This is a genomic window from Mycobacterium stomatepiae, from assembly GCF_010731715.1.
Classification (GTDB): domain Bacteria; phylum Actinomycetota; class Actinomycetes; order Mycobacteriales; family Mycobacteriaceae; genus Mycobacterium; species Mycobacterium stomatepiae.
In genome coordinates, this window is the sequence record NZ_AP022587.1 from 1,214,687 (window position 1) to 1,235,709 (window position 21,023).

At 65.2% G+C, this 21,023-nt stretch carries 14 protein-coding genes and 1 pseudogene; 1 reads left to right on the forward strand and 14 read right to left on the reverse strand.

Going from position 1 to position 21,023, the window contains the following annotated elements; all coding sequences use genetic code 11:
• Positions 1-5: 5 nt before the first annotated feature.
• Together G6N54_RS05715 and G6N54_RS05720 are read right to left on the reverse strand one after the other, a co-directional pair.
• The gene (locus G6N54_RS05715; RefSeq protein ID WP_232073404.1) at positions 6-926 is read right to left on the reverse strand and encodes an NAD-dependent epimerase/dehydratase family protein; all 921 of its coding nucleotides are present in this window, start codon (positions 924-926) and stop codon (positions 6-8) included.
• Between the two features lie 20 nt (positions 927-946).
• Positions 947-3,159: pseudogene (locus G6N54_RS05720) on the reverse strand (acyltransferase family protein).
• Positions 3,160-3,370: 211 nt separating this feature from the next.
• On the opposite strand from G6N54_RS05720, the gene G6N54_RS05725 reads away from it, so the two are divergent.
• Positions 3,371-4,639 (forward strand): glycosyltransferase, encoded by a 1,269-nt coding sequence (locus G6N54_RS05725; RefSeq protein WP_163788936.1) that lies wholly within the window; start codon positions 3,371-3,373, stop codon positions 4,637-4,639.
• Positions 4,640-4,644: 5 nt separating this feature from the next.
• Here the strand turns inward: G6N54_RS05725 and G6N54_RS05730 are convergent, their stop codons facing one another.
• The 12 genes from G6N54_RS05730 to mutA all read right to left on the reverse strand — a co-directional run bounded on the left by G6N54_RS05730 (position 4,645) and on the right by mutA (position 21,022).
• Positions 4,645-5,433: a class I SAM-dependent methyltransferase gene (locus tag G6N54_RS05730; protein WP_179969172.1), complete on the reverse strand. Its 789-nt coding sequence runs from the start codon at positions 5,431-5,433 to the stop codon at positions 4,645-4,647.
• Between the two features lie 186 nt (positions 5,434-5,619).
• Positions 5,620-6,450, reverse strand: coding sequence for a TylF/MycF/NovP-related O-methyltransferase (locus G6N54_RS05735; RefSeq protein ID WP_179969173.1), 831 nt, complete (start codon positions 6,448-6,450; stop codon positions 5,620-5,622).
• Between the two features lie 190 nt (positions 6,451-6,640).
• The gene (locus tag G6N54_RS05740; protein ID WP_163788938.1) at positions 6,641-7,918 is read right to left on the reverse strand and encodes a glycosyltransferase; all 1,278 of its coding nucleotides are present in this window, start codon (positions 7,916-7,918) and stop codon (positions 6,641-6,643) included.
• Positions 7,919-8,221: 303 nt separating this feature from the next.
• Positions 8,222-9,490 carry a glycosyltransferase gene (locus G6N54_RS05745; RefSeq protein WP_163788939.1) on the reverse strand — a complete coding sequence of 423 codons (1,269 nt, stop codon included), beginning with the start codon at positions 9,488-9,490 and terminating at the stop codon, positions 8,222-8,224.
• A 22-nt stretch (positions 9,491-9,512) separates the two neighbouring features.
• The gene (locus G6N54_RS05750; protein WP_163788940.1) at positions 9,513-10,319 is read right to left on the reverse strand and encodes a TylF/MycF/NovP-related O-methyltransferase; all 807 of its coding nucleotides are present in this window, start codon (positions 10,317-10,319) and stop codon (positions 9,513-9,515) included.
• 242 nt (positions 10,320-10,561) lie between these two features.
• Complete coding sequence (locus G6N54_RS05755; RefSeq protein WP_232073406.1) at positions 10,562-11,662, reverse strand: class I SAM-dependent methyltransferase; 1,101 nt, start codon at positions 11,660-11,662, stop codon at positions 10,562-10,564.
• Between the two features lie 216 nt (positions 11,663-11,878).
• Positions 11,879-13,000, reverse strand: coding sequence for an NAD-dependent epimerase/dehydratase family protein (locus tag G6N54_RS05760; protein ID WP_163794538.1), 1,122 nt, complete (start codon positions 12,998-13,000; stop codon positions 11,879-11,881).
• 209 nt (positions 13,001-13,209) lie between these two features.
• The gene (locus G6N54_RS05765; protein WP_163788941.1) at positions 13,210-14,205 is read right to left on the reverse strand and encodes a sulfotransferase family protein; all 996 of its coding nucleotides are present in this window, start codon (positions 14,203-14,205) and stop codon (positions 13,210-13,212) included.
• Between the two features lie 246 nt (positions 14,206-14,451).
• Positions 14,452-15,738 (reverse strand): esterase/beta-lactamase LipL, encoded by a 1,287-nt coding sequence (gene lipL, locus G6N54_RS05770; RefSeq protein WP_163788942.1) that lies wholly within the window; start codon positions 15,736-15,738, stop codon positions 14,452-14,454.
• Positions 15,739-15,801: 63 nt separating this feature from the next.
• Entirely contained in the window at positions 15,802-16,770 is a 969-nt protein-coding gene (meaB, locus tag G6N54_RS05775) for a methylmalonyl Co-A mutase-associated GTPase MeaB (RefSeq protein WP_163788943.1), read from the reverse strand.
• A 117-nt stretch (positions 16,771-16,887) separates the two neighbouring features.
• Positions 16,888-19,149, reverse strand: a complete 2,262-nt coding sequence (gene scpA, locus G6N54_RS05780; RefSeq protein WP_163788944.1) for a methylmalonyl-CoA mutase — start codon at positions 19,147-19,149, stop codon at positions 16,888-16,890.
• 4 nt (positions 19,150-19,153) lie between these two features.
• Complete coding sequence (gene mutA, locus G6N54_RS05785; RefSeq protein WP_163788945.1) at positions 19,154-21,022, reverse strand: methylmalonyl-CoA mutase small subunit; 1,869 nt, start codon at positions 21,020-21,022, stop codon at positions 19,154-19,156.
• Between the last annotated feature and the right edge of the window lies 1 nt (position 21,023).

Here is a 21,023-nt window from a genome sequence, read left to right on the forward strand (position 1 = left end):
GTTGGTCAAGTCCGGCCGAGCACCCCGCGGGCGGTGATCTCGACTTGACCGTCCAGCGGTACGGTGTCGAATTGCCATTTCTGGCAACGACTTTCCCAATCCTGTCCGTCGCTGTGGTACCGATCCGGATTACCGGCATCGACCGTGTCACGGCTGATTGGCGCGTCCGGGCGCACGACTCGGGCGACCCGACTTGCCAGTTCCGCCATCTCTACCAGCTCACCCCCGCTGTCGATCGTGCAGGGCCCGACGCCGCCCTCGGCGATGCCCAGTGCGAGTAGCTCCTCGGCAAGGACGTAGCGGCGAAACACCGGACGGCGCGCGGTGATTCGTATCGCCCCGGAGTTCGCAGCCTGGATCATCGATCCCAACGCATAGTTCTGCGGATTCTGCACGTGGGCACCCGAGATGCTCCACGCTCGGGCGACCACTGACGTCACCCCGCTGTCGCCCGCCGCCTGCGCCAGCCGGTGCTCGGCCTCGCGCTTGAGATAGCCGTACGGGTTGTCCTCGACTTGCCCGTCGAGAGCGTCGCGGGGGTAGACGGCCGCCCCGCTGGAGACGGTGAGTGCCAGGCGCACCCCCGGCAGGCGCGTCGCGTACACCAATTGGTCGGTCAGGCCGCGGTTGACGGCAACGTACTCGTTCAGCGGCATCCCTGCGACCCGGTCCCGGGTAAGAAACGCGCAGTCCAGCACGACGGTCGGCGCGAAGGATGCAACCTGCACGGGATCCCATGCGTAGCAGTCGATTTCGCGATCCGCGACGCGGATGCGTCGGGTCCGACTGGCCAGAGCCAGGGTCGGCAGACCCAACGGTGCCAGCAGGTCGAGAGCGGTTCGCCCGAGCCAGCCGGACGCGCCGGTGATCAGTATCCGGTCGTCGCCGAGTGATCGCGCTGCGAACTTCCGCGCGCTCGTGCTCACCAACCCCGTCATGCGACAGGTCAGTTGCGGGCGAGGGTGCGGTCGGCCAGCAGACCGATGACGGGCGCCAACTGCCGCGCGTATTCGTAACTGAGGTGTACCTCATCGAGGTACACCAGGGTGTTGCCCACAATGACCGGGCAGCGGTCGGCAGTGCAGAACAGTGTGGTGAGGTCGGCGTACTGGCCCCCGCGGCCTTGGTGGCGGTGGCCTCGGCCGCGATACCGACGTCGTTGACCGCGTACGACCGTGACCGTCCGCACGCCGTCGCATCGTCGAGGTGAGCCGAGAGGCAGACCGGCACCTTCGACTGCGGGTCCGGGATCGGCCCGAGCACCAACACCTCCGCACCGGTGCCGCGCAACTCCTGAACCAGGCGGGTCAGACCGCCGATCCACGCCGCGTCGTACGCCGTGAAACCCTGGTCACGGTAGGTGCGCGAGATGCTCAGCGCGATCAGGCGCGGGTGTTCGGCCTGTAATCGGCTGATGACCGGCCCGCGCCACTGTTCGCACTCGGTGTACTCGCGTCGCAGGTGCGGGGTGGTCAGCGGCAAGTCGAACAGCGGGCAGCCGACCTTATCCAGGCTCTCCAGCCGCCAGTGCCGCTGCACGGCGACTTCCTCGAACGCGGGGGTCCACATCGCCGCATTCGAGTCGCCGACGAGGGCAACCGTCGTGTGCGACGCGGTGTCCCCCGACGCACATACGGGCTGATCGGCCTGGAAAAAGTCGCGCATGCAGGCCCTGCCGAACATGGCCGACTGTTCAGCGGTCGCGCCGCCGAGCGACGGTTGCAGGTTCGACGGCACGGCCTTGACGTTTGCCGACGCCGCGACCGCGGCCTGTACTTGCGCGAACGCCCGTCGCACGGCGCCGTCGTACGGCTCGGCGCCCCGACCGGTGGGAGGTGTCACCGTCACCGCGAGCGTGGGCGCCGCGGGGCCTCGCCCGATCGGCAGCGGCACCAGCACCAGCAGCACCACGCTCACGCACACCGCGACCGCGGTGGCCGCGCCGCCGACCGCGAGACTGCGGCCGGCCGACAGGTTCACGGCGGCCGAGAATCGGACGGGATTCTCGATGAAACGCAGGGTGAGCAGGGCCAGGCCTGCGGAGATGACGACGGTCACCAACCTGCCCGTCAGCCCCAGCGGGTGGCCGAGCAACGGCGCGGCCAGCAGCAGTACCGGCCAGTGCCACAGATACCACGAGTAGGAGATGCGCCCGATTGCCCGCATCGGCGTCAACGACAGCAGCTGCCCAGCTCCCCGGGTCGGCGTGGCACAACCCGCCCCGATGACCAGCGCCGTACCCAGCACCGGGACAAGCGTGGCGATACCCGGATACTGCGTGGTTGAGTTCAAGAAAACACAGGTCAGCACGACTGCAACCAGGCCAACCCAGCCGGCGGCCGCGGTGACCAGTGGCGACAGGCGGCTCCACCGGCCGGCCGTGAGAGCCACCACCCCGCCGGCGGCCAACTCCCAGGCCCGGGTGGGCATCAAGAAGAACCCGGCGGGCGGCCACGCGCGCGTGACCAACAGCGCCGCCACGAGGGACGTCGCTCCAATCAGCACAAGGACAACGAGGTATGTCTTCGGCGTAATGGCATTGGCACCGTCCCGCCGACGCCGGCGGATTACCCAGGCCACACCGAGCATGATGGCCGGCCACACGAAATAGACCTGCTCCTCCACGCCCAGCGACCAATAGTGCAGGAATGGCGACGCGTTGGCGCTATCGGAGAAGTAGTCCGTGGCCTCGAGAAAGAACCAGCAGTTACCCACATAGAGCGCACTGGTAATGCCGTCCAGCAACACGGGCGGGACTAATAGCGGCGGCAATAACAGGAACGACGCGATCGCGGTGACGACGCCCACCGTCGCCGACGCCGGCAGCAACCGACGGGCGCGCGCGCCATAGAAGCGGCGAAGCCGGATAGTTCCCGCGCTGCTCACCTCGCGCCAAAGCAACCCAGTGATAAGGAAACCCGAGATGACAAAGAAGACATCCACGCCGATGAACCCACCACCGACTCCGGGCACGCCGGCATGAAACAGGACAACACCCAACACGGCGACGGCGCGCAAACCCTCGATATCGGGGCGAAACTTGGTGTGCCCCGGGCGCGGACCTGCGCTGTCACCATTCGGGCGCGGTGACGCAGCGCTTTGGAATTGAGTGAAACTCTGACTCTGCTGGGATGAATTCGTGGCCGACGGCTCCGTCAAGGAGTTATTCCCTTCTTGCTCCCCCGTCTTAATGTGTACTCCCTAACAAGATTCCGGGCCGCCACCCCAATGGCGAACTGCAGAACATCAACACCCTACTCGACTTCAACCGGTGGGTAACGCATTACGAACCGAGCCTCCATCCGATCCGCTGCCCGTCACCGATACCCGGACAGCGCCGCCGCACGGCATCTGAGAGGCTGGGCTCCTGATGAAATTCGTCCTGGCAAGCTACGGAACGCGCGGCGATATCGAGCCTTCGGCCGCCGTCGGCCGCGAACTGCAGAGCAGAGGGCACGACGTGGCGCTGGCGGTCCCGCCCGGGCTGCTGGACTTCACCGAGGCCGCCGGGCTTGCGGCCGTGTCCTACGGGCCGCCGATCGAGGAGTTCCTGGACGAGGACTTCCTGCGCAACATGTGGACGGATTTCTTCCGCAGCGCCTGGACGATCACCGGCCCGATCAAACTGGTGCGCAAGATCTGGGAGCCCATCATCGTGCACTGGGCCCAGGTTAATACGACGCTGATGTCGCTGGCAGACGGGGCCGACTTGCTGTCCACCGGCATCAATTTCGAACAGCCCGCAGCCAATGTGGCTGAACACTACGACATTCCGTTGGCCACGCTGCATCACTTCCCGATGCGGGCGAACGGCCAGCTGGCGCCGACCATGCCGGCACCGCTGGTCCGTTCCTCGATGATCGCGATCGAATGGCTGTTTTGGCTCTCGACGAAGAAGGTCGACAACGAACAGCGCCGCGAACTCGGCCTGCCGACCGCGACAGCTCGCTCACAGCGACGCATCGCCGACCGGGGTTCCCTGGAAATCCAGGGCTACGACGACGTGTGCTTTCCCGGGCTGACCGCCGAGTGGGCGAAATGGGGCGACCGCAGGCCCTTTGTCGGTGCGCTGACAATGGAATTGACCACCGACGCCGACGAGGGCGTCACGTCGTGGATCGCCGCGGGAACACCCCCGATCTGCTTCGGCTCGGGCAGCATCCCGGTCGAATCCCCGACGGAATTGGTGGAGATGATCGGCGCGACGTGCGCGGAATTGGGTGAGCGAGCACTGGTGTGCTTCGGCGGGACGGACTTCACCGACGTGCCGCATCCCGAGCACGTCAAACTGGTGGGTCCGGTGAACTACGCAACGGTCTTCCCCGCCTGCCGCGCGGTGGTTCACCATGGCGGCTCGGGCACCACAGCCGCCAGCATGCGCGCGGGGATCCCCACGCTGATCCTGTGGAGCTCGGCCGACCAGCCGTACTGGGGAGCTCAGGTGAAACGGTTGAAGGTCGGCGCAGCGCGGCGCTTTTCGACGGCCACGCAGGAGACGTTGGTCACGGATCTACGCGAGATCCTGGCCCCCCAGTACGCCGGTCGCGCCCGCGAACTCGCGACGCGGATGACCAAACCCGCCGAAAGCATCGGCCGCGCCGCCGATCTCCTCGAAGAGGCCGCCCGCGGCAAAGGCTGAGCGGGTCACTGTACCGGCTTGATCAGCAGGCCCTGCCCGGTGGGCAGCGCGCAGATCGCCACGCCGAATTCGGCTGCCAAGGCGTCCATGGCGGCACGCTGCTCGTCGCGCCCCCGATTCGCGTAATCGTCGAGGAGCACAAAGGCGCCCGGCGTGAGTCGCGGCCAGAAATGGCGCAGCGCGGCGATTTCGGGTGGCGCACAGTTCATGTCGATGTGCAGGTAAGCCACCGACTGCGACTCGACCTGGTCGAGGGTTTCGGGAACCGCACCGACGATGATGCGCACGTTTTTCCACTCTGCGAAATTCGCGCGGACACCCTCGACTCCGCTGACGTACATCCCGTTGCGCAGCTTGGTCTGGCTTCGCTCAAACTCCCCGGATTCGCGTTCGTGGTCTGTGACGAAGCGCGAATCGATGCCTGCGAAGGTGTCGAGCAAATAGAACGTCTTGCCCAGCCGATCCCAGTCGAGGTGCTCCATGATGGCGCTGCTCAAGAACCCATAACTGACGCCGCACTCCACGAAATCGCCGTCCAGTCGGCTGGCGCTCTTTGCCGCCCACAGCCCGACGTGCACCCGCCACTGCCACTGGTACCAGTCCTGGTCGGGCAGCGCCTGCGCACCGCGTTTGTAGGCCCGCTGGAACGCGGGGTCGTCCAGGAATGCGTCGTTGTGAAAGCTGATCAGGCCATCGCTTGCGTAGACATCGGGCAGCACGGTGCGGGCGAGCCAATACTCACCGCGCACCCACCACATCAGCAGGCGTGTCTTGACGTGTAGACCGTTTGCCACGGCGGCAACCATAACATTGGCGCCCACCGTGCCTCCGGTGAATGGGATGGGTCCACGGCCAACGTGGTTGACCGAACGCGCGACACCCGGTGCGGCAAACATGTTCGGAGGCATGGGTTTACAGCGAACGACGTTCGCCGTCCGTGCTTTTGGGAACCGGCTCCAGATGCTACGGCCGTGTGGTGGTCATGGCTTGCGCCACAGCACGCCGGTGCCGTCGATTTCCTCGATCTCGGCGGTTATTCCGTGCTTCTCGCGGTAGTCAGCCACCGCCTGCTCACACGCTTTCAGGGCGTGATAGTCGTCGATAATGCAATAGCCGCCCGACGACAACCGTGGGTAGAGCGCATCGAGGGCCTGGATCGTCGATTCGTAGAGGTCGCCGTCAAGGCGTAGCACCGCGATCTGCCCGATCGGGGCGTCGGCCAATGTGTCCTTGAACCAGCCCGGTACAAAATCTACCTGGTCATCGAGTAACCCGTAACGCTCGAAATTCGCCTTGACCTGCTCTTGCGAGACCCCAAGAATGCTCGCGTGGCGGTGCAGCTTAATCCCTTTATCCGCTTTGTAATTCGCGGCGTCCGGCGGAGGTACGCCGGCAAACGAATCGGCGAGCCACACCTTGCGCGTCCGATCTCCGTAGGCCGAAAGGACCGCACGCATCAAAATCGAGGCGCCGCCGCGCCACACGCCACACTCGACCAGGTCACCGGGAACGTCATCGGCCAGCACCGTCTCCACACACTGTTGCAGGCTGGTCAGCCGCTGCATCCCGATCATGGTCAACGCGTCCGCCGGCCAATCCAGGCCCCGGTCCCGCGCGTACGCGTTGAACGGGTACTTGCGCACGAGCATGAAATTCCGGGCGTTGAAAATGGGCCGCCCCAGCCGATACCACCCGACCGGCACCAGCTCGTCTTGACCGTATCGAGTGAGGTCACGTCGGAGCAGATCGAGATACGCGGACCGCGCGTCGAGATCAGTCACGGTCAAAACGGCCTTCTCCTCGCATGCCATTACATCCAATCCTGGAGCCTAAGCGCCCCAACTCCCCGCTCGATCAGTCATCCCGATCCCGCATTACCAATCCAGGGCTCGAGATGCCGTCCATACCAACCCCCAAAGCATGTTAGCTGAGTGCCCGACGCATGACTCCCGAATCGAGGTGCTGAAGGGCGAATCGGCGGCGCCTAGCCTCGCCCGCCGATCACGCAAAACGTCCGTTATGCGCGAAACTTTCCAGCAGGTCGGCAGCGCGGCTGACGCTGTCGTTGGCCTGCGTCATCTGAGTGGCCAGTGCGCGCGCTTTGGCAGCGCATTCCGGAGTGAGGATCTGCCGCAGATCCTCGATCAACGTCTCCTTGGTGGTGAGCGAAAACTTGCGGGCTGCACCGACTTTCAGTCGTTTGAGATGACCTCCCCAGAATGGCTGATCGCCTGCCGTCCAGAGAATCAGGGTGGGGATACCGGCGCGCAGGCCCGCGGCGGTGGTGCCCGAACCGCCGTGGTGCACCACCGCGCGGCAGTGTGGGAAGACCTTCGCGTAATTCACTGCACCGACCACCCTGACGTGATCGAAATGCGGCACCTCGCTGAAGTCGGCCCAACCGGCGCAGACCAATGCCCGCTCGCCCAATTGCTCGCAGGCCGACGCGATCATCTCGACCGTATCGGTCGGGGTTTCGCTGACCGGCATGCTGCCAAAGCCAAAGACGATCGGCGGTGTTCCGGCGTCCGCCCATGCCGCGACCTCGTCGTCGATGTCCGTCGTCAAGCCCATCGTCAGCGCGCCGACAAAGGGCCGTCGCTCGCCCCATTTCGCCCATTCGCGCGCCAGGCCCGGGAAACACACCGCGTCGTAGGCCTGTAGCTCCAACGATCCGCGTTTGGCGATCCGTTGCGGGGAGGCACACGTGGTCTTGGGCAGGCCGAGCTTGCGGCGCTGGGCATCCTCGGCCTTCTTGTTCATCCGCCAGACCATCCAGTCGTACGCCGCCATGCCGGTGCGGACCAGCGGCGCCGGCAGATTCGGGATGAGCTGCCCGTTGGGCCGCATCGGGATGTAGTGCAGTACAGCCATCGGGATGTCGTAGTACTCCGCGACGTTCGTCGCGAGGTCCTGGTACAGCTGGCCGGTAAAGAGTACGTCGGCCCCGGCGGTCAGCGCGGTCAGGGTCTCGCTCATGTCCGTCCAGGACCGCAACACGGGCTCCCAGGCTTCGCGCACCAGCTCGATCGGGCCGCGGATGGACCAGAATGTGCGACGGAACCTCGACCAGAAGTTGCGCAGGAACTCGTCGTCCCAGAACGCCTGCATATCCGGTCCATACGCAACCGCGTCAAGGCCGGCCGTCTCGGCGAGGCCAAGCAGGTTAGGCGGGATGGCCATCCGAACTTCGTGGCCTCGACGCAGCAGTTCGCGCCCCGCGGCGAGAGAGGGCTCGACATCCCCCCGGGTTCCATAACATGCCAGAACAAATTTCATCGCGAGGCAAGACCTATCACTTCCCGTCGGCCTAAGCAAGCCCGCTCTGGCGCATTTATCATCGCTTCACACCCTTCTTTCAGCATCCGGGGCCGAACCGAAATTCGCTATCGCCGCGGACACATCGGTGTTCGTAGGCAGCGAGCAACTCTCGACCATCAGAGCATGTGATCGGAAGACCAAAGGTGGTCTGCCGATTTAATATTCGACAACGCAAACGCCTGGCAAATCTTCGGATATAGCGAACTCGAGACATGTTTGCCGACGGTCGCTGCACAATTGGCGGCGAGCCACGTTCGCCGGTTAAGCAAAATGCTTCGCACGAGCGAACTCTTCGACCAGATCGGCCGCGGTACTGACACTCTCGGCGGGCTTGGTCATCCGGATGGCGAGCTCACGGGCCCTCGTCGCGTATTCCGGGACCAGGATCTGGCGCAGGTCAGTGAGCAGCGACGCGCGGGTGGTGTTCGAAAAGCGCCGGGTGGTGCCCACTTTCAGCCGTTTGAGCTGCGCCCCCCAGATCGTCTGGTTCGGGTCCATCGAGAGGATCAACGTGGGAACGCCCGCGCGCATGCTGGCGGCCGTCGTTCCCGAGCCGCCGTGGTGCACGACGGCACGGCAGGCGGGAAAGACCTTCGCGTAGTTCACGGCCCCTACCACCTTGACATGGTCGAGGTGCGAGACGCCGCTGAAATCGCTCCAGCCGGCGCACACCAATGCCCGCTCACCCAGCTCCGCGCAGGCCGCGCTGATCATCTCGATGGTCTCGGCCGGCGATTCCACCGGCATGCTGCCGAAACCAAAGCAAATGGGCGGTGTGCCCGCGGCAATCCATGCTGCCACGTCGTCATCGACGTCGGTGGTCAGCTCCATCGTCAGCGTGCCGACAAACGGGCGTTGGCCGTCCCATTTCGCCCATTCGGCCGCCAGCCCGGGAAAGCACGCTTCGTCGTAACCCTGGATCTCCAGGGATTGCCGTTTCGCGATCCGGCCCGGGGACGGGCCGGATGCCTTCGGCAGGCCGAGTTCACTGCGCTGCGTGTCCTCGACCTTCTTGTTCAGCCGCCAGCAGAACCAGTCGAACAAGACCATTGAGTAGCGCGCCAGCGGTGGTGGCAGGAACGACACGACTTGGCCGTTGGGCCGCATCGGGACGTGATGCAGCGTGGCCAGCGGAAGGTCGTAATACTCCGCGACATTGGCGGCGGGTTCCTGGTAGCTCAGCCCCGCGAACAACAGGTCGGCGTCTTCGGCCAGCGACACCAGTGTCGTGTTCATCTGCGACCAGCACTCGTCGCTAAGGTCCCACATCTCGCGCCACAACCGTCTTAGCTGCCGGACCCGCCAGAACCTGCTGAAGAAAGTCGTCCAGAGGTTGCGGTAGACGTCCAGCCAGGTCCGCGTGTCCAGTCCGTAGGAGACCGCCGGAAGGCCCGCCGCCTCGACGAATTCCATCAGGTCGGGCGCGACGGCCATCCGCACGTCGTGGCCCCTGCGCTGCAGTTCGCGCGCCACCACGAGGGAGGGCTCGACATCGCCTCGAGTTCCGTAGTTAGCCAGCACGAATTTCATTGCGAACTCAGGCCTTAGGTCGTTATGGCTTGCGCCAGAGCACGCCGGTGCCGTCGATTTCCTCGATCTCGGCGGTTATTCCGTGCTTCTCGCGGTAGTCAGCCACCGCCTGCTCACACGCCTTCAGGGCGTGATAGTCGTCGATAATGCAATAGCCACCCGACGACAATCGCGGATAAAGGGCGTCCAGTGCCTGGATCGTCGATTCGTACAGATCGCCATCGAGCCGCAACACCGCAATTTGCTGGACCGGAGCGTCAGCTAACGTGTGCTTGAACCAGCCGGGGATAAAGCGAACCTGGTCATCAAGCAGACTGTAGCGCTCGAAATTCGCCCTGACTTCCGCCTCCGGCACGCCCAATATTTTCGCGTGACGGTGCAGCTTAATCCCTTTATCCGCTTTGTAATTCACAGTATCGGGCGGTGGCACTCCGGCAAACGAATCAGCCAGCCACACGGTTCGCGTGTGGTCTCCGTAAACCGAAAGGACCGCACGCATCAAAATCGAAGCGCCGCCGCGCCACACGCCACACTCGACCAGGTCGCCCGGCACGCCGTCGGTCAGCACCGTCTCGACGCAATTCTGCAGGCTGGTCAGCCGCTGCATGCCTATCATTGTCAGGGCGTCAGTCGGCCAATCCAGGCCCAAATCCCGCGCATGCTGGTCAAAGGGATATTTACGCACCAGCATAAAATTGCGGGTATTGAAAACGGGCCGCCCCAGGCGATACCACCCGACGGGCACCAGCTGATCCTGGCCGTATCGGGTGAGGTCACGACGGAGCAGGTCGAGATACGCCGAACGCGAATCAGTTTCAGTCGCGGTCAAAACTGCCCCCTACTTGCCATGCCTCTACTCCCATGTGTCAACCGGTTGTTCAGCCTAGACGTCCACCGACGCCGCCAATGCATTTCGCGGTTTTCCCTCGAGCCTCCGGCGCCACCTGACCTCAGCACGACGCGTGACTTCACGGGATCGGCGCCCCAGAACGTTCCTGCGCCGACGCCACGGCCAGTCGAACCTGCCGGGCCCCGACGGCGTGTGGCACTCTACCGCCAATTGCGGTCAAGCTAACGCATCCGGTCGAGCTTACCCAGTCCGGTGATCTCGAGACTCACCGACTTCCGCGACCCGGCCACCCCCAGCAGGAAAAGCACGTCTCCTATCGGGGCGCCCAGCCAAAATCGCCAGAACGGCTTTCGCAAGAACTTCACGGCGAAGCTACCCTCCCCAATCAGCCAATACACCGGGACCGCGACCATGCGGTAGAAGATGCGCTTCCATCGCGCGGAAACCATCTCGAGATTCATCTCCATCATCTCGAGGCCCCAAGCGCGGTACTGCCATTCCAATTCGTAGCGTGACTGAAACTGGAAGAAGGCCCGCATTTCACCATTGGTGACGAGATACTCGTCGAAGACGAGGATCGAACCCGGAACGAACCGTTCCTTGCACGTTTCCAACGCGTGCAGGCAACTCTCGTAGGTGTCCAGATCCATATGAAACAACCTGATCGGCGCATTCGGCCGCTCGGCGAGAAACGGGGCCAGCGTGTCGTAGGTGCTTCCCTTGATGAACTGGACTTTACGACCGAGGGCGTCGGGCAGCCCCTCGTGGAAATTCACGCCGGTATCGTGCATAAAGCGCTGCGCGAACGGATCTGACAAAGAAAACGTTCCGCGTTTGACGACATGGTCCTCGAGTTTCCAGTCCTCCACGAGACCCTCGAAGCTGTCGAAACCGTAAACCATCCGGCCGCTCGCATCCGATATCAGCCTTGTCGACCATCCGATCCAGACACCGAGGTCGAGGATTAATTCGTCGGAGTCCCCCAGAGATGGCCCGGCCAAACCCGAGGCCTCCGACAACAACGTGTGGTCTCGGATTCGGCGCAGACGCAAATCCTCCATGGTCTTATGAATGAACTCGCGATAGGCGTCGTCATAGATCTTGGTGTCACGGGCATACAGGTTGGGAATGAAGCGATCCCGCCCCGGATAAACGATGCGTGCGCCTAGGAGCAACACCAGGATTGCGCCGATTGCGATGAGCAGGGCCGGCTCGAAGTAGCATGCCGCAGCCACGACGAGCGCAATCCCGATGAGGACCGCTTTCCACAGACGATGAACTGCCGTCCGCTCCACTGCCCGCCTGTCCACCACAACGCCCACCGGTTCACCTCCCTGTCCTGGCTACATTAGGGCGAATCACCCAAAGTTAATGAATGAATCACACGATTGCCTAATAAGTCACCCTGGGCTGTACAGCGAACTCGACTTCACGGCGGCGCGCCCCCGGCCCGGCGGACCTTTCCCACGTGGTCACAAGTGACGGCGTGACGCGTGCCCAGTCGTTGCACGCCAAGCTGTTCGACGTGCGGCCATCGGCTAGTTCCGACCGGCATGTTCTGCTATCGAACGGTTCGATTCGCGCCCGTGATCGGTTGCCGCGGAAGCGGATTCCCGCTGCCGTTCGATCCATTCCAGCAGTTTTCGCAAACCGTCGTCGAGCGTCCACTTCGGGCGCCAGTCCAGCACTTCTTGGGCAGGCTCGATATCGCAACTCGCCGCCCGCACGTCGCCATCGCGGAATTTCGATACCACGACCGGTTCGGGGGCCCGGCAAACGGCGCTGATCGTTTGTGCCAGCTGATGAATCGTGGTCGGGGTGCCCGATCCGATGTCGAGACAGCGTTGTTCGATCGCGGGTTGCTGCACCGAGGCGAACAGCGCGTCGACCACTTCGTCGATATACACGAAATCGCGCACGATCCGGCCGTCCTCGTAAACTTCCAGCGAATGCTGCTCGCGGGCCAGCCGGGCGAAGAGTGCCACGATTCCGGTGTACGAATTGGTCAGCGACTGGCCCGGCCCATACACGTTCTGCAGGCGCAGCACACTCACATTCGTGTCGTGCGCGGCGGTCCAGGCTGCCAAGGTGTGCTCCTGGGCAAGCTTTGTCGCCGCGTAGACGTTGGTGGGCCGGGGCTCGGTTCGGCCCGCGCGGCTCGGCAGGGGCACCGCGGGTTCACCCGTGGGGCCCTGCGGATCCCAGTTGCCCGCCACCAGCTGAGCGTGGCTGCGCGGCCGCGGGTAGAAGACCTGCCCGCCGCATTCCCAGGCGCCCTCGCCGTAGACGGCCCTCGACGACGCCAGCACCAGCTGATCGGGGACGATTCCCGCGCGGCTCAACGCATCGAGAAGCTGGGTGGTGCCGACAACGTTGACCGAGCCGTGCCGCGTCGCCTCCGAGAGCGATTGCGCCGTTCCCGTCTCGGCGGCCAAATGCACGATCTGCGAAGGACGGAACAACCGAAGCACCGCATCCCAGTCGGGTGCGTGGGTGACGTCGCCGGTGAACAATCGCACGGACGACGGCAGATCGATCGCCTGCCCTGCGGCGTGCACCTGGGGGTGCAGAACATCCATCACAGCGACGTCGTAACCGGCTTTGACCAGGCGGCGCGACAGCGCCGACCCGATGAATCCAGCTCCACCGGTGATAAGCACGGATTTTGACAAGAGCTGACGTCTCCCGTTCGTCAATGGGTCAGGTCGATCATATAGAGGACCGTCCGCGCACTAGCCGCATTCGGTATATAGGTTCCCAGCCGTCGACCCGGTTGGTTGATAGCCGGATGCTGTACCGCGGTTATCGATAGCGAAGAATATTCGTTATGACGTTGCGGCGCAAATGTTTTCGGCAAACCGGCATATCGCTAGGCCCAAGTTCCCCGGCGCCGGTGCGCCATCGCGACCAGCTCCATCATCGGCATCGCGATCGAAGGCTTCAGAAACCGGTAGAGGGCTTTCTTGGAGTGGGCGTGGAAATCCTCGAAGGCCGAGCGTAACTCGTGTTCGCTGGCGCTATACGACTCGAAAATGCCATCCAGAGCAGCATTGTCTACTGGCTCGTCATGCGCGGCCGCGCAGAGCGCGGTGTGCACGGTGGAAATCCAGTCCGCGCCACCGAGCCCTTGCACGCATCCAGAGTGCCGCTGACGCCAGAGATCGGGTGACAGGAACTCCTCGATTGCGGCCTCTTGCGGAGCTTTCAGGTCGACCTCCAGCGTCGTGGAGATCCGCTTCACTTCCCGGCGCCAGTCGTCCAGGAAGTCGGCGTAATCGACGAAAACGCGCGGCAGGCCGCGCGTGTATCGCTCCGCGAGCAGGCTGTATTTCAGCCACAGCGCCGCCGAGAGGTCCCGCGAAACTCGCCAGGTCGCGGCGACCGAGGAGATGACCTCCATCGGATGGCGTACCGCGATCACGGCCGCAACCTCGAAGCCGGCCCGTCGCGCGGCTTCGAACCAGAGGGGAGACAGTGTGGTGATCCGGGGCTCCTTGATCACCAGCAGCGGCGCGACGGGCAGCCCGGTGAGATAGTCCTCGATCTGACCGATGCAAGCGGCCTTCTCCTTGGCGTCCAGAGCGCCGTCGTCCATCGAGCGCAGCGACGGGTCGAACCACGCGCTCTGGTGGCGATGCAGGATGGTTTCGTTGATGGCGATGGCTTTACGCGGTTCCCAGTAGCCGCGCGGATTGCCGGCGTCGGCGCCCAGCATCCCGGTCGGCAGGGCGCCTCCGGAGAGGGACAGAACGCGAGTAATCGCCGACGTTCCCGATCGTTGCGGCCCGAGCACGAACAGGACGACCCTGCGATGTGCGCTCTTGACCTGGCGCGCGTTCTTGGCCCGACCGACCGTCGCCGTCACGGTCACGACTCCGTGCGGGGTACGGCGCGGAAGGCACCGCTACATCGACTTTTACTCACTGCCCGACGTAATTGACGGAACGGTAGAAAAATAAACGCGGGCGCGTCGGTTGCGTACGTGTCTTGGCACAACGGAAACTCTTTCGCTCGGCCCCCTACCTCGTGGTTCTTTGGTGGTAACCGGGCGTTCACCATCGAGGGTTGCCTGATTTTACCGCTTAACCCGAGGTTGCGACGCCTAACGGAGTCAGCCGGCGACCGCCCCCTGCTCGCCGAACGGCGACCCGAACTCGGTAACGGGCCGAAAACTCCGCTTGCGGGCCTTGCCGACACCCACCTTGAGCAGGTTGCCCAGCGTGGCCACCCCGGAGTGATCCAGCACCAGGAAGGGCGACAGCAGCCGGTTGTGCACGAACGCGAACGCCAGCCCCGACGCGGGGTCGGCCCAGCCGAACGACCCGCCCATCCCCACGTGACCAAAGCCCGGCATCACATTGCCGAACGGCACGCTGTGATAGCCGAGGTGGAATGACAAGGGCATCATGATGTTTCGGTCCCGTTTCAGGCTGCGCCGTCCGGTCAGTCCGGCGACGATCTCGGGCGACAAGAACCGGGTGCCGTCGATCTCACCGTCGTTGGCGATGGCGCCGTACATCCGAGCCAGCCCGCGGGCCGTCGCCACCCCGTTCGCCGCCGGCATCTCGGCGTCCAGCAGTGGAATATCGCCCTGCACGGCGGCCATCACGCCGCGGAAGTACAGCGAGCGGAATCCACCGGACAGCTCCGTAGCCACTTTGCGTGCCGCGTAGCCGATGATCGGATTGCCGATGACGTTCTGCGGCATGATGATCTCCGCGACCCGGGTGGGCGCGCCGGCGGGTGGCCGGCCGAGGTGCATACCATCGGTGCCCAGCGGCTCGGCCAGTTCTTCGCGAATCAGCGCGCGCATGCCCTTGCCGGTGACGGCCCGGGCCAGGCCGGACATCAGCCAGCCGAAGGTCAACGCGTGGTAAGCGGGTTTCCCCAGCAAGCGTCCGGGCGACGCGGCGGCCAGCCGCTCCTCCATCACCAGGTGATCGAGCAAGTCTTCCTGCGTGGCCCCGCGCAGGCCCGACAACCCGCCCCGGTGCCGCATCACCTCGCGGACGGTGAGCGTGGATTTCCCGTTGGCCCCGAACTCTCGCCAGTACTCGGCAACCGGGGCTTCGTAGTCGATCAGCCCCCGATCGGCGAGCCGGTGGATCACCGTCGCGGCCATGCCCTTGGTCGCGGAGAACACCATCGGCGCCCGGTCGGCCGTCCACGGCACCCGGCCCGCCCGGTCCGACCAGCCCGTCCACACGTCGACAACGGGTTGACCATCGAGATAGACCGCCAGCGCCCCACCGCCGAAGCGGCGACCGGGGAACATGCTCGAAAAGCCCCGGACGACGCACGAGAAGTTTGGGTCCGCCGCACCGAACGCACGATGACCTGCGTCAGGGGCATCGTGGGAGGGGTTCGTACGGCGATCGACCCCGTTGTCTACCGTCACAATTTTAAATTTACTTCGGATCCGCCCGCCGGAGGCACAAACACGGATTAATTTACCTTTCCGTTAGCGCGACGCGGCGTCTAAAATTTGCTGTGCCGCCATTGCCGGTGTCAGCTCGCCCGCTTTGACTTGCCGCTCCACATCGGCGCGCATCTTGCGCACCGCCGGGTTGGTCATCACCCGGTCCAGGACCGTGTCGCGGACCATCTGCCACGTCCAGTCGACCTGCTGCGCGCGTCGCCGGGTTTCGAATTCGCCGGCCTCGGTGAGCACCTGACGGTGCCGCTCGACGGTGTCCCACATCTCGGCCAGGCCGCTGCCGTCTATCGCGCTCATCGTGAGAACCGATGGTCGCCAAAGGGTTTCGCGCGGATAGATCATCCGGATCGCCGACGACAGCTCCCGGGCGGCTTTGCGCGCCTCGGGCAGGTGCTCGCCGTCGGCCTTGTTGACGACGACGATGTCGGCAAGTTCGAGCACGCCCTTTTTGATGCCCTGCAGCTGGTCACCGGTGCGGGCCAGGGTCAGCAGCAGGAAGGTGTCGACCATGTTGGCCACGGCCACCTCGGACTGCCCGACGCCGACGGTTTCGATCAGGATCACGTCGAAACCGGCCGCCTCCAGCAGGACGATGGTCTCCCGAGTGGCCTTTGCTACACCGCCCAGCGTTCCCGACGTCGGCGAGGGTCGGATGTAGGCGCCGGGTTGGGCCGCCAATCGCGACATCCGAGTCTTATCGCCGAGGATCGAGCCGCCGGTCCGCGTCGAGGAGGGGTCGACCGCCAGCACCGCCACCCGGCGGCCGCGGTCGATCAGATGCATGCCCAGCGACTCGATGGTGGTGGACTTTCCGACCCCGGGGACCCCGGTGATGCCCACCCGGTGCGCCTTTCCGGAGTCCGGCAGCAGATCCAGCAGCAACTGCTGCGCCCGCTCCCGATGGTCGGCACGGGTGGACTCCAGCATCGTGATGGCTCGCGGCAGCGCCGCGTGATCGCCGTCGCGAATGGCCTGGGCTAGATCTGAGCTCATTTCCCGCCCCCGGGGACCGCGAGCTGGGGGCACCTCCCGCTCGCGGGGGAAAGCACACTGCGAAAAACCCCGGCCAAATTCGCAGTGTGCTTACGCTCGCGGTTAGGAATAGGCACGCTAGTCCAGGTCGTAACCCAGCCGCTCGGCGAGCTTGTGCAGCAAGCCGATTGCGGCGTCGGCGATCACCGTTCCGGGCGGGAAGATGGCGGCGGCGCCCGCGTCGTAGAGCTCGTCGAAGTCGCCGGGCGGGATGACGCCACCGACCACGACCATGATGTCGGACCGGCCCACCTCGGCCAGCGCGTCGCGCAGCGCTGGCACCAGGGTCAGATGTCCCGCGGCCAGCGAGGACACCCCGACCACGTGCACGTCGTTGTCGGCGGCCTGGCGGGCTACCTCCTCGGGCGTGGAGAACAGCGATCCGACGTCGACGTCGAACCCGATGTCGGCGAACGCCGTCGCGATCACCTTCTGACCGCGGTCGTGGCCGTCCTGGCCCATCTTGGCCACCAGGATCCTGGGCCGGCGGCCGTCGGCCTCGGCGAACTTCTCGACTAGTTCGGTGGCGTCAGAGAACGAAGTCATGTTTCCGCCTCCCGATGCTTCGTCGCGGTAGACGCCGGCGATCGTGCGGATCTCCGCCTGGTGACGGCCGTACACCTTCTCCAGCGCATCCGAGATCTCTCCGACCGTGGCCTTGGCCCGGGCGGCGTTGATGGCCAGCGCCAGCAGGTTGTTGCCCAGCCCATCCTCGCCCGCCCGGCCGTGCGCCGCAGCGGCCCGGGACAATTCGGCCAGGGCCGCCTCGACTGCCTGCGAAACCCGGCCCGCCCGCAGGTCTTTCAGCTTGGCCAGCTGCTCGGCGCGCACCCGGCTGTTTTCGACTTTGAGGACCTCGACCTCCTGGTCCTCCTCGACCTGATACTTGTTGATCCCCACCACCGGCTGGATCCCGGAGTCGATCCGCGCCTGGGTGCGCGCGGCGGCCTCCTCGATGCGCAGCTTGGAAATGCCGTCGTCGATGGCCTGGGCCATACCGCCGTGCTCGGCGACTTCGGCGATGTGGGCACGCGCCCGCTGCGCGAGCTGATGCGTCAGCCACTCCACGTAATAGGAGCCGCCCCAGGGGTCGATCGGCCGCGTGGTGCCCGACTCCTGCTGCAACACCAGCTGGGTGTTGCGGGCGATCCGGGCGGAGAAGTCGGTGGGCAGCGCCAGCGCCTCGTCCAGCGCGTTGGTATGCAGCGACTGGGTGTGACCCTGGGTCGCGGCCATCGCCTCGATGCAGGTCCGGGCGACGTTGTTGAACGCATCCTGCGCGGTCAGCGACCAACCCGAGGTCTGCGAATGGGTGCGCAGCGACAGTGATTTCGCGCTCTTGGGGTTGAACTGGCTGACCAGTTCGCTCCACAGCAACCGGCCCGCCCGCAGCTTGGCGACTTCCATGAAGAAGTTCATTCCGATGCCCCAGAAGAAGGACAGCCGCGGCGCGAACTTGTCGATGTCCAGGTCGGCATCCAGCCCGGCCTTGATGTAGTCGACGCCGTCGGCCAGCGTGTAGGCGAGCTCCAAATCGGCTGTGGCGCCGGCTTCTTGGATGTGGTAGCCGGAGATCGAGATGGAGTTGAACTTCGGCATCTTGGCGCTGGTGTAGCCGAAGATGTCGGAGATGATGCGCATCGATGGCTTCGGCGGATAGATGTAGGTGTTGCGGACCATGAACTCTTTGAGGATGTCGTTCTGGATGGTGCCCGCCAGCTTCTCCGGCGGCACTCCCTGCTCCTCGGCGGCCACCACGTACAACGCCAGAATCGGCAGCACGGCGCCGTTCATCGTCATCGATACCGACACCGACGACAGGTCGATCCCGTCGAACAGCTGCCGCATGTCCAGAATGGAATCGATTGCCACGCCGGCCATTCCGACGTCACCCTGCACCCGAGGATGGTCGGAGTCGTAGCCGCGGTGAGTGGCCAGGTCGAACGCCACCGATAGACCCTTCTGCCCGGCGGCCAGGTTGCGGCGGTAGAACGCGTTCGACTCCGCGGCGGTGGAGAAACCGGCGTATTGCCGGATCGTCCACGGCTGGTTGACATACATCGTCGGGTACGGGCCGCGCACGAACGGCGGCTCACCCGGAAAGCTGTTCAACGGGTAGCCGTCGGCCTCGACGGCGGCGCGGTCGGCGGCGATGTAAACCGGTTTGACCGCAATGTCTTCCGGCGTATGCCAGATCAGCTGATCGGGCGTGTACCAGTGCGCCTTGGCGGCCGCGGCGACGTGCTCGGCCACGGCGGCTTCGGTAGGCGGACGCCCCTCGCGATCGCCATGCAGTGGGATGTCGGCGAAACTGCCGATCACAGGAGTAGACGTCGTCATCGTGTTACGCCCCCAACCGAGTGAGCAGATCCGAAAGGGCTTCGATCGCATTGATTTTGGCAGTCAGGTATGCATCAGGGCGGTGCTCGGGATCGATGTCGGCGACCGCCTTTTCCGGCCCGGCCAAGTAGATCCGCGATACGCCGGCCGTACGCGCCGCGTCGACGATCGCGGCCGCTTCGGTTGCGTACCGCTTGTCGGTGCCGCAGATCACCGCCGCAGGCGATCCCGCCTCGGACACCACCGCGGCGACGCCATCGGCGTCGAGCGTTCCCGGGTTGACCGCCTCGATGCCACCCGACGCCAGCAGATTCGTCGCGAACGTGGTGCGGATGTTGTGCTCGGCCAGCGGGCCCAGCGGAAGCAGCAGCGCCTTGGGCCGGGACTCGGTACGAGCCAGGAAGGCATCCGAGCGATCGCGCAGCGCCTCGAATCCCGCGGCGTAGCGCCGCAAGTTCCCGACATCGGGCTGACCGATCGAATCGCTTTGCGGCAGTGCGGGTTCGGTGAGGTTAGGAAATTCGTTGACGCCCGTGATCGCGGTGCGGCGATGCGCGATGTCATCGGCGCGCCGCGCGGCAATCTCGGCGATAACCTCGGCGATGTAGTCGCGAGCGTCGACGAATCCACCGCGGCCCTCGATGGCCTGGAAATGTTCCCAGGCACCTTCGGCAATCCGTTTGGTGAGGTCTTCGACGAACCACGATCCCCCGCCGGGGTCCAGCACCCGGCCGACGTGCGATTCCTCCAGCAACAGCAGCTGGGTATTGCGCGCGATGCGCCGCGCGAAGCTTCGCGCCGTGCCGGGAAAACCGCCCGGGATCGCGATGTCGAACGGGAACACCAGCACGGTGTCGACGCCGCCGACGCCGGCTCCGAACGCGGCCAGCGTGCAGCGCAGCATGTTCACCCACGGATCGCGCTGGGTCATCATCGGCAGCGACGTCTGGGCGTGCACGATCGCCCAGCCTGCGTCGGGTTCGCCGACGACGTCGGCGACCCGCGCCCAGAGTTGCCGCGCGGCACGCATTTTGGCGATCGTTAGGAACTGGTCATCGTCGGCGGCCAGCCGGAAACTAATCTGGCCCAAGGCTTGTCCGACCGGAATCCCCGACTCGGTCAGCACCCGCAGATAGGCCACCGCGGCCGCGATGCTGGCGGCCAGCTCCCACGTCGCGTTGGCGCCGAGGTTGTGGAAGGCGGGCCCGTCGACGGTGATCGCCCGCACCCCGTGATCGCCGGCCGCCCGCGAGGCGACCGCGACCACGTCGTCGATCGCCGGCGCGGGACGTTCGCTCAGTGCCGCGGTCAGCGGGTCGGCGCCCAGGTCTATCGACAGGGTGGCGCGCTGGTCGGATTCGACCTCGGCCACCAGGGCCAGCGCCGCTTCGGCGGCCGCCGCGTAGTCGGCGCCGGCCTCGAGGATGATCGGCGCCATGCTCAGGTGCACGCCCGCGAGCAGCCCTTCGAGATCCTGTGGTGCGACACCGTCCGCACCCACCCGCAGTAGCAGCGCGCTGACCCCGTCACCGAGCGCACCCAGCACGGCCGCGTTGGTTTCGGCGGCGGTGGCCCCGGCGCTCGGAAACGCCTCGACGACCTTCCAGCCGGACTTGACGTCGCGAAACGGGTCTGCGCCGCGCAGATAGGGCCACTCGCCGGGCAGCGACGGCTCGGGCAGCTCGTCGAAGGCGGTGTAAAGCGGGCGGACGGCGAACCCGTCGTAGGTCGGGGTGTCCAGCAGCTGCTCGGGTTGCTCCCCCAACTCGGCGGGTTCCTTGCGCGTGCTTTTGGCAAGCACACCGGCGACCGCGGCGCGCCAACGCTCGCGGACCTCTTCCAGGTCGGCGAGCTCGGGTACATCAATGGACACC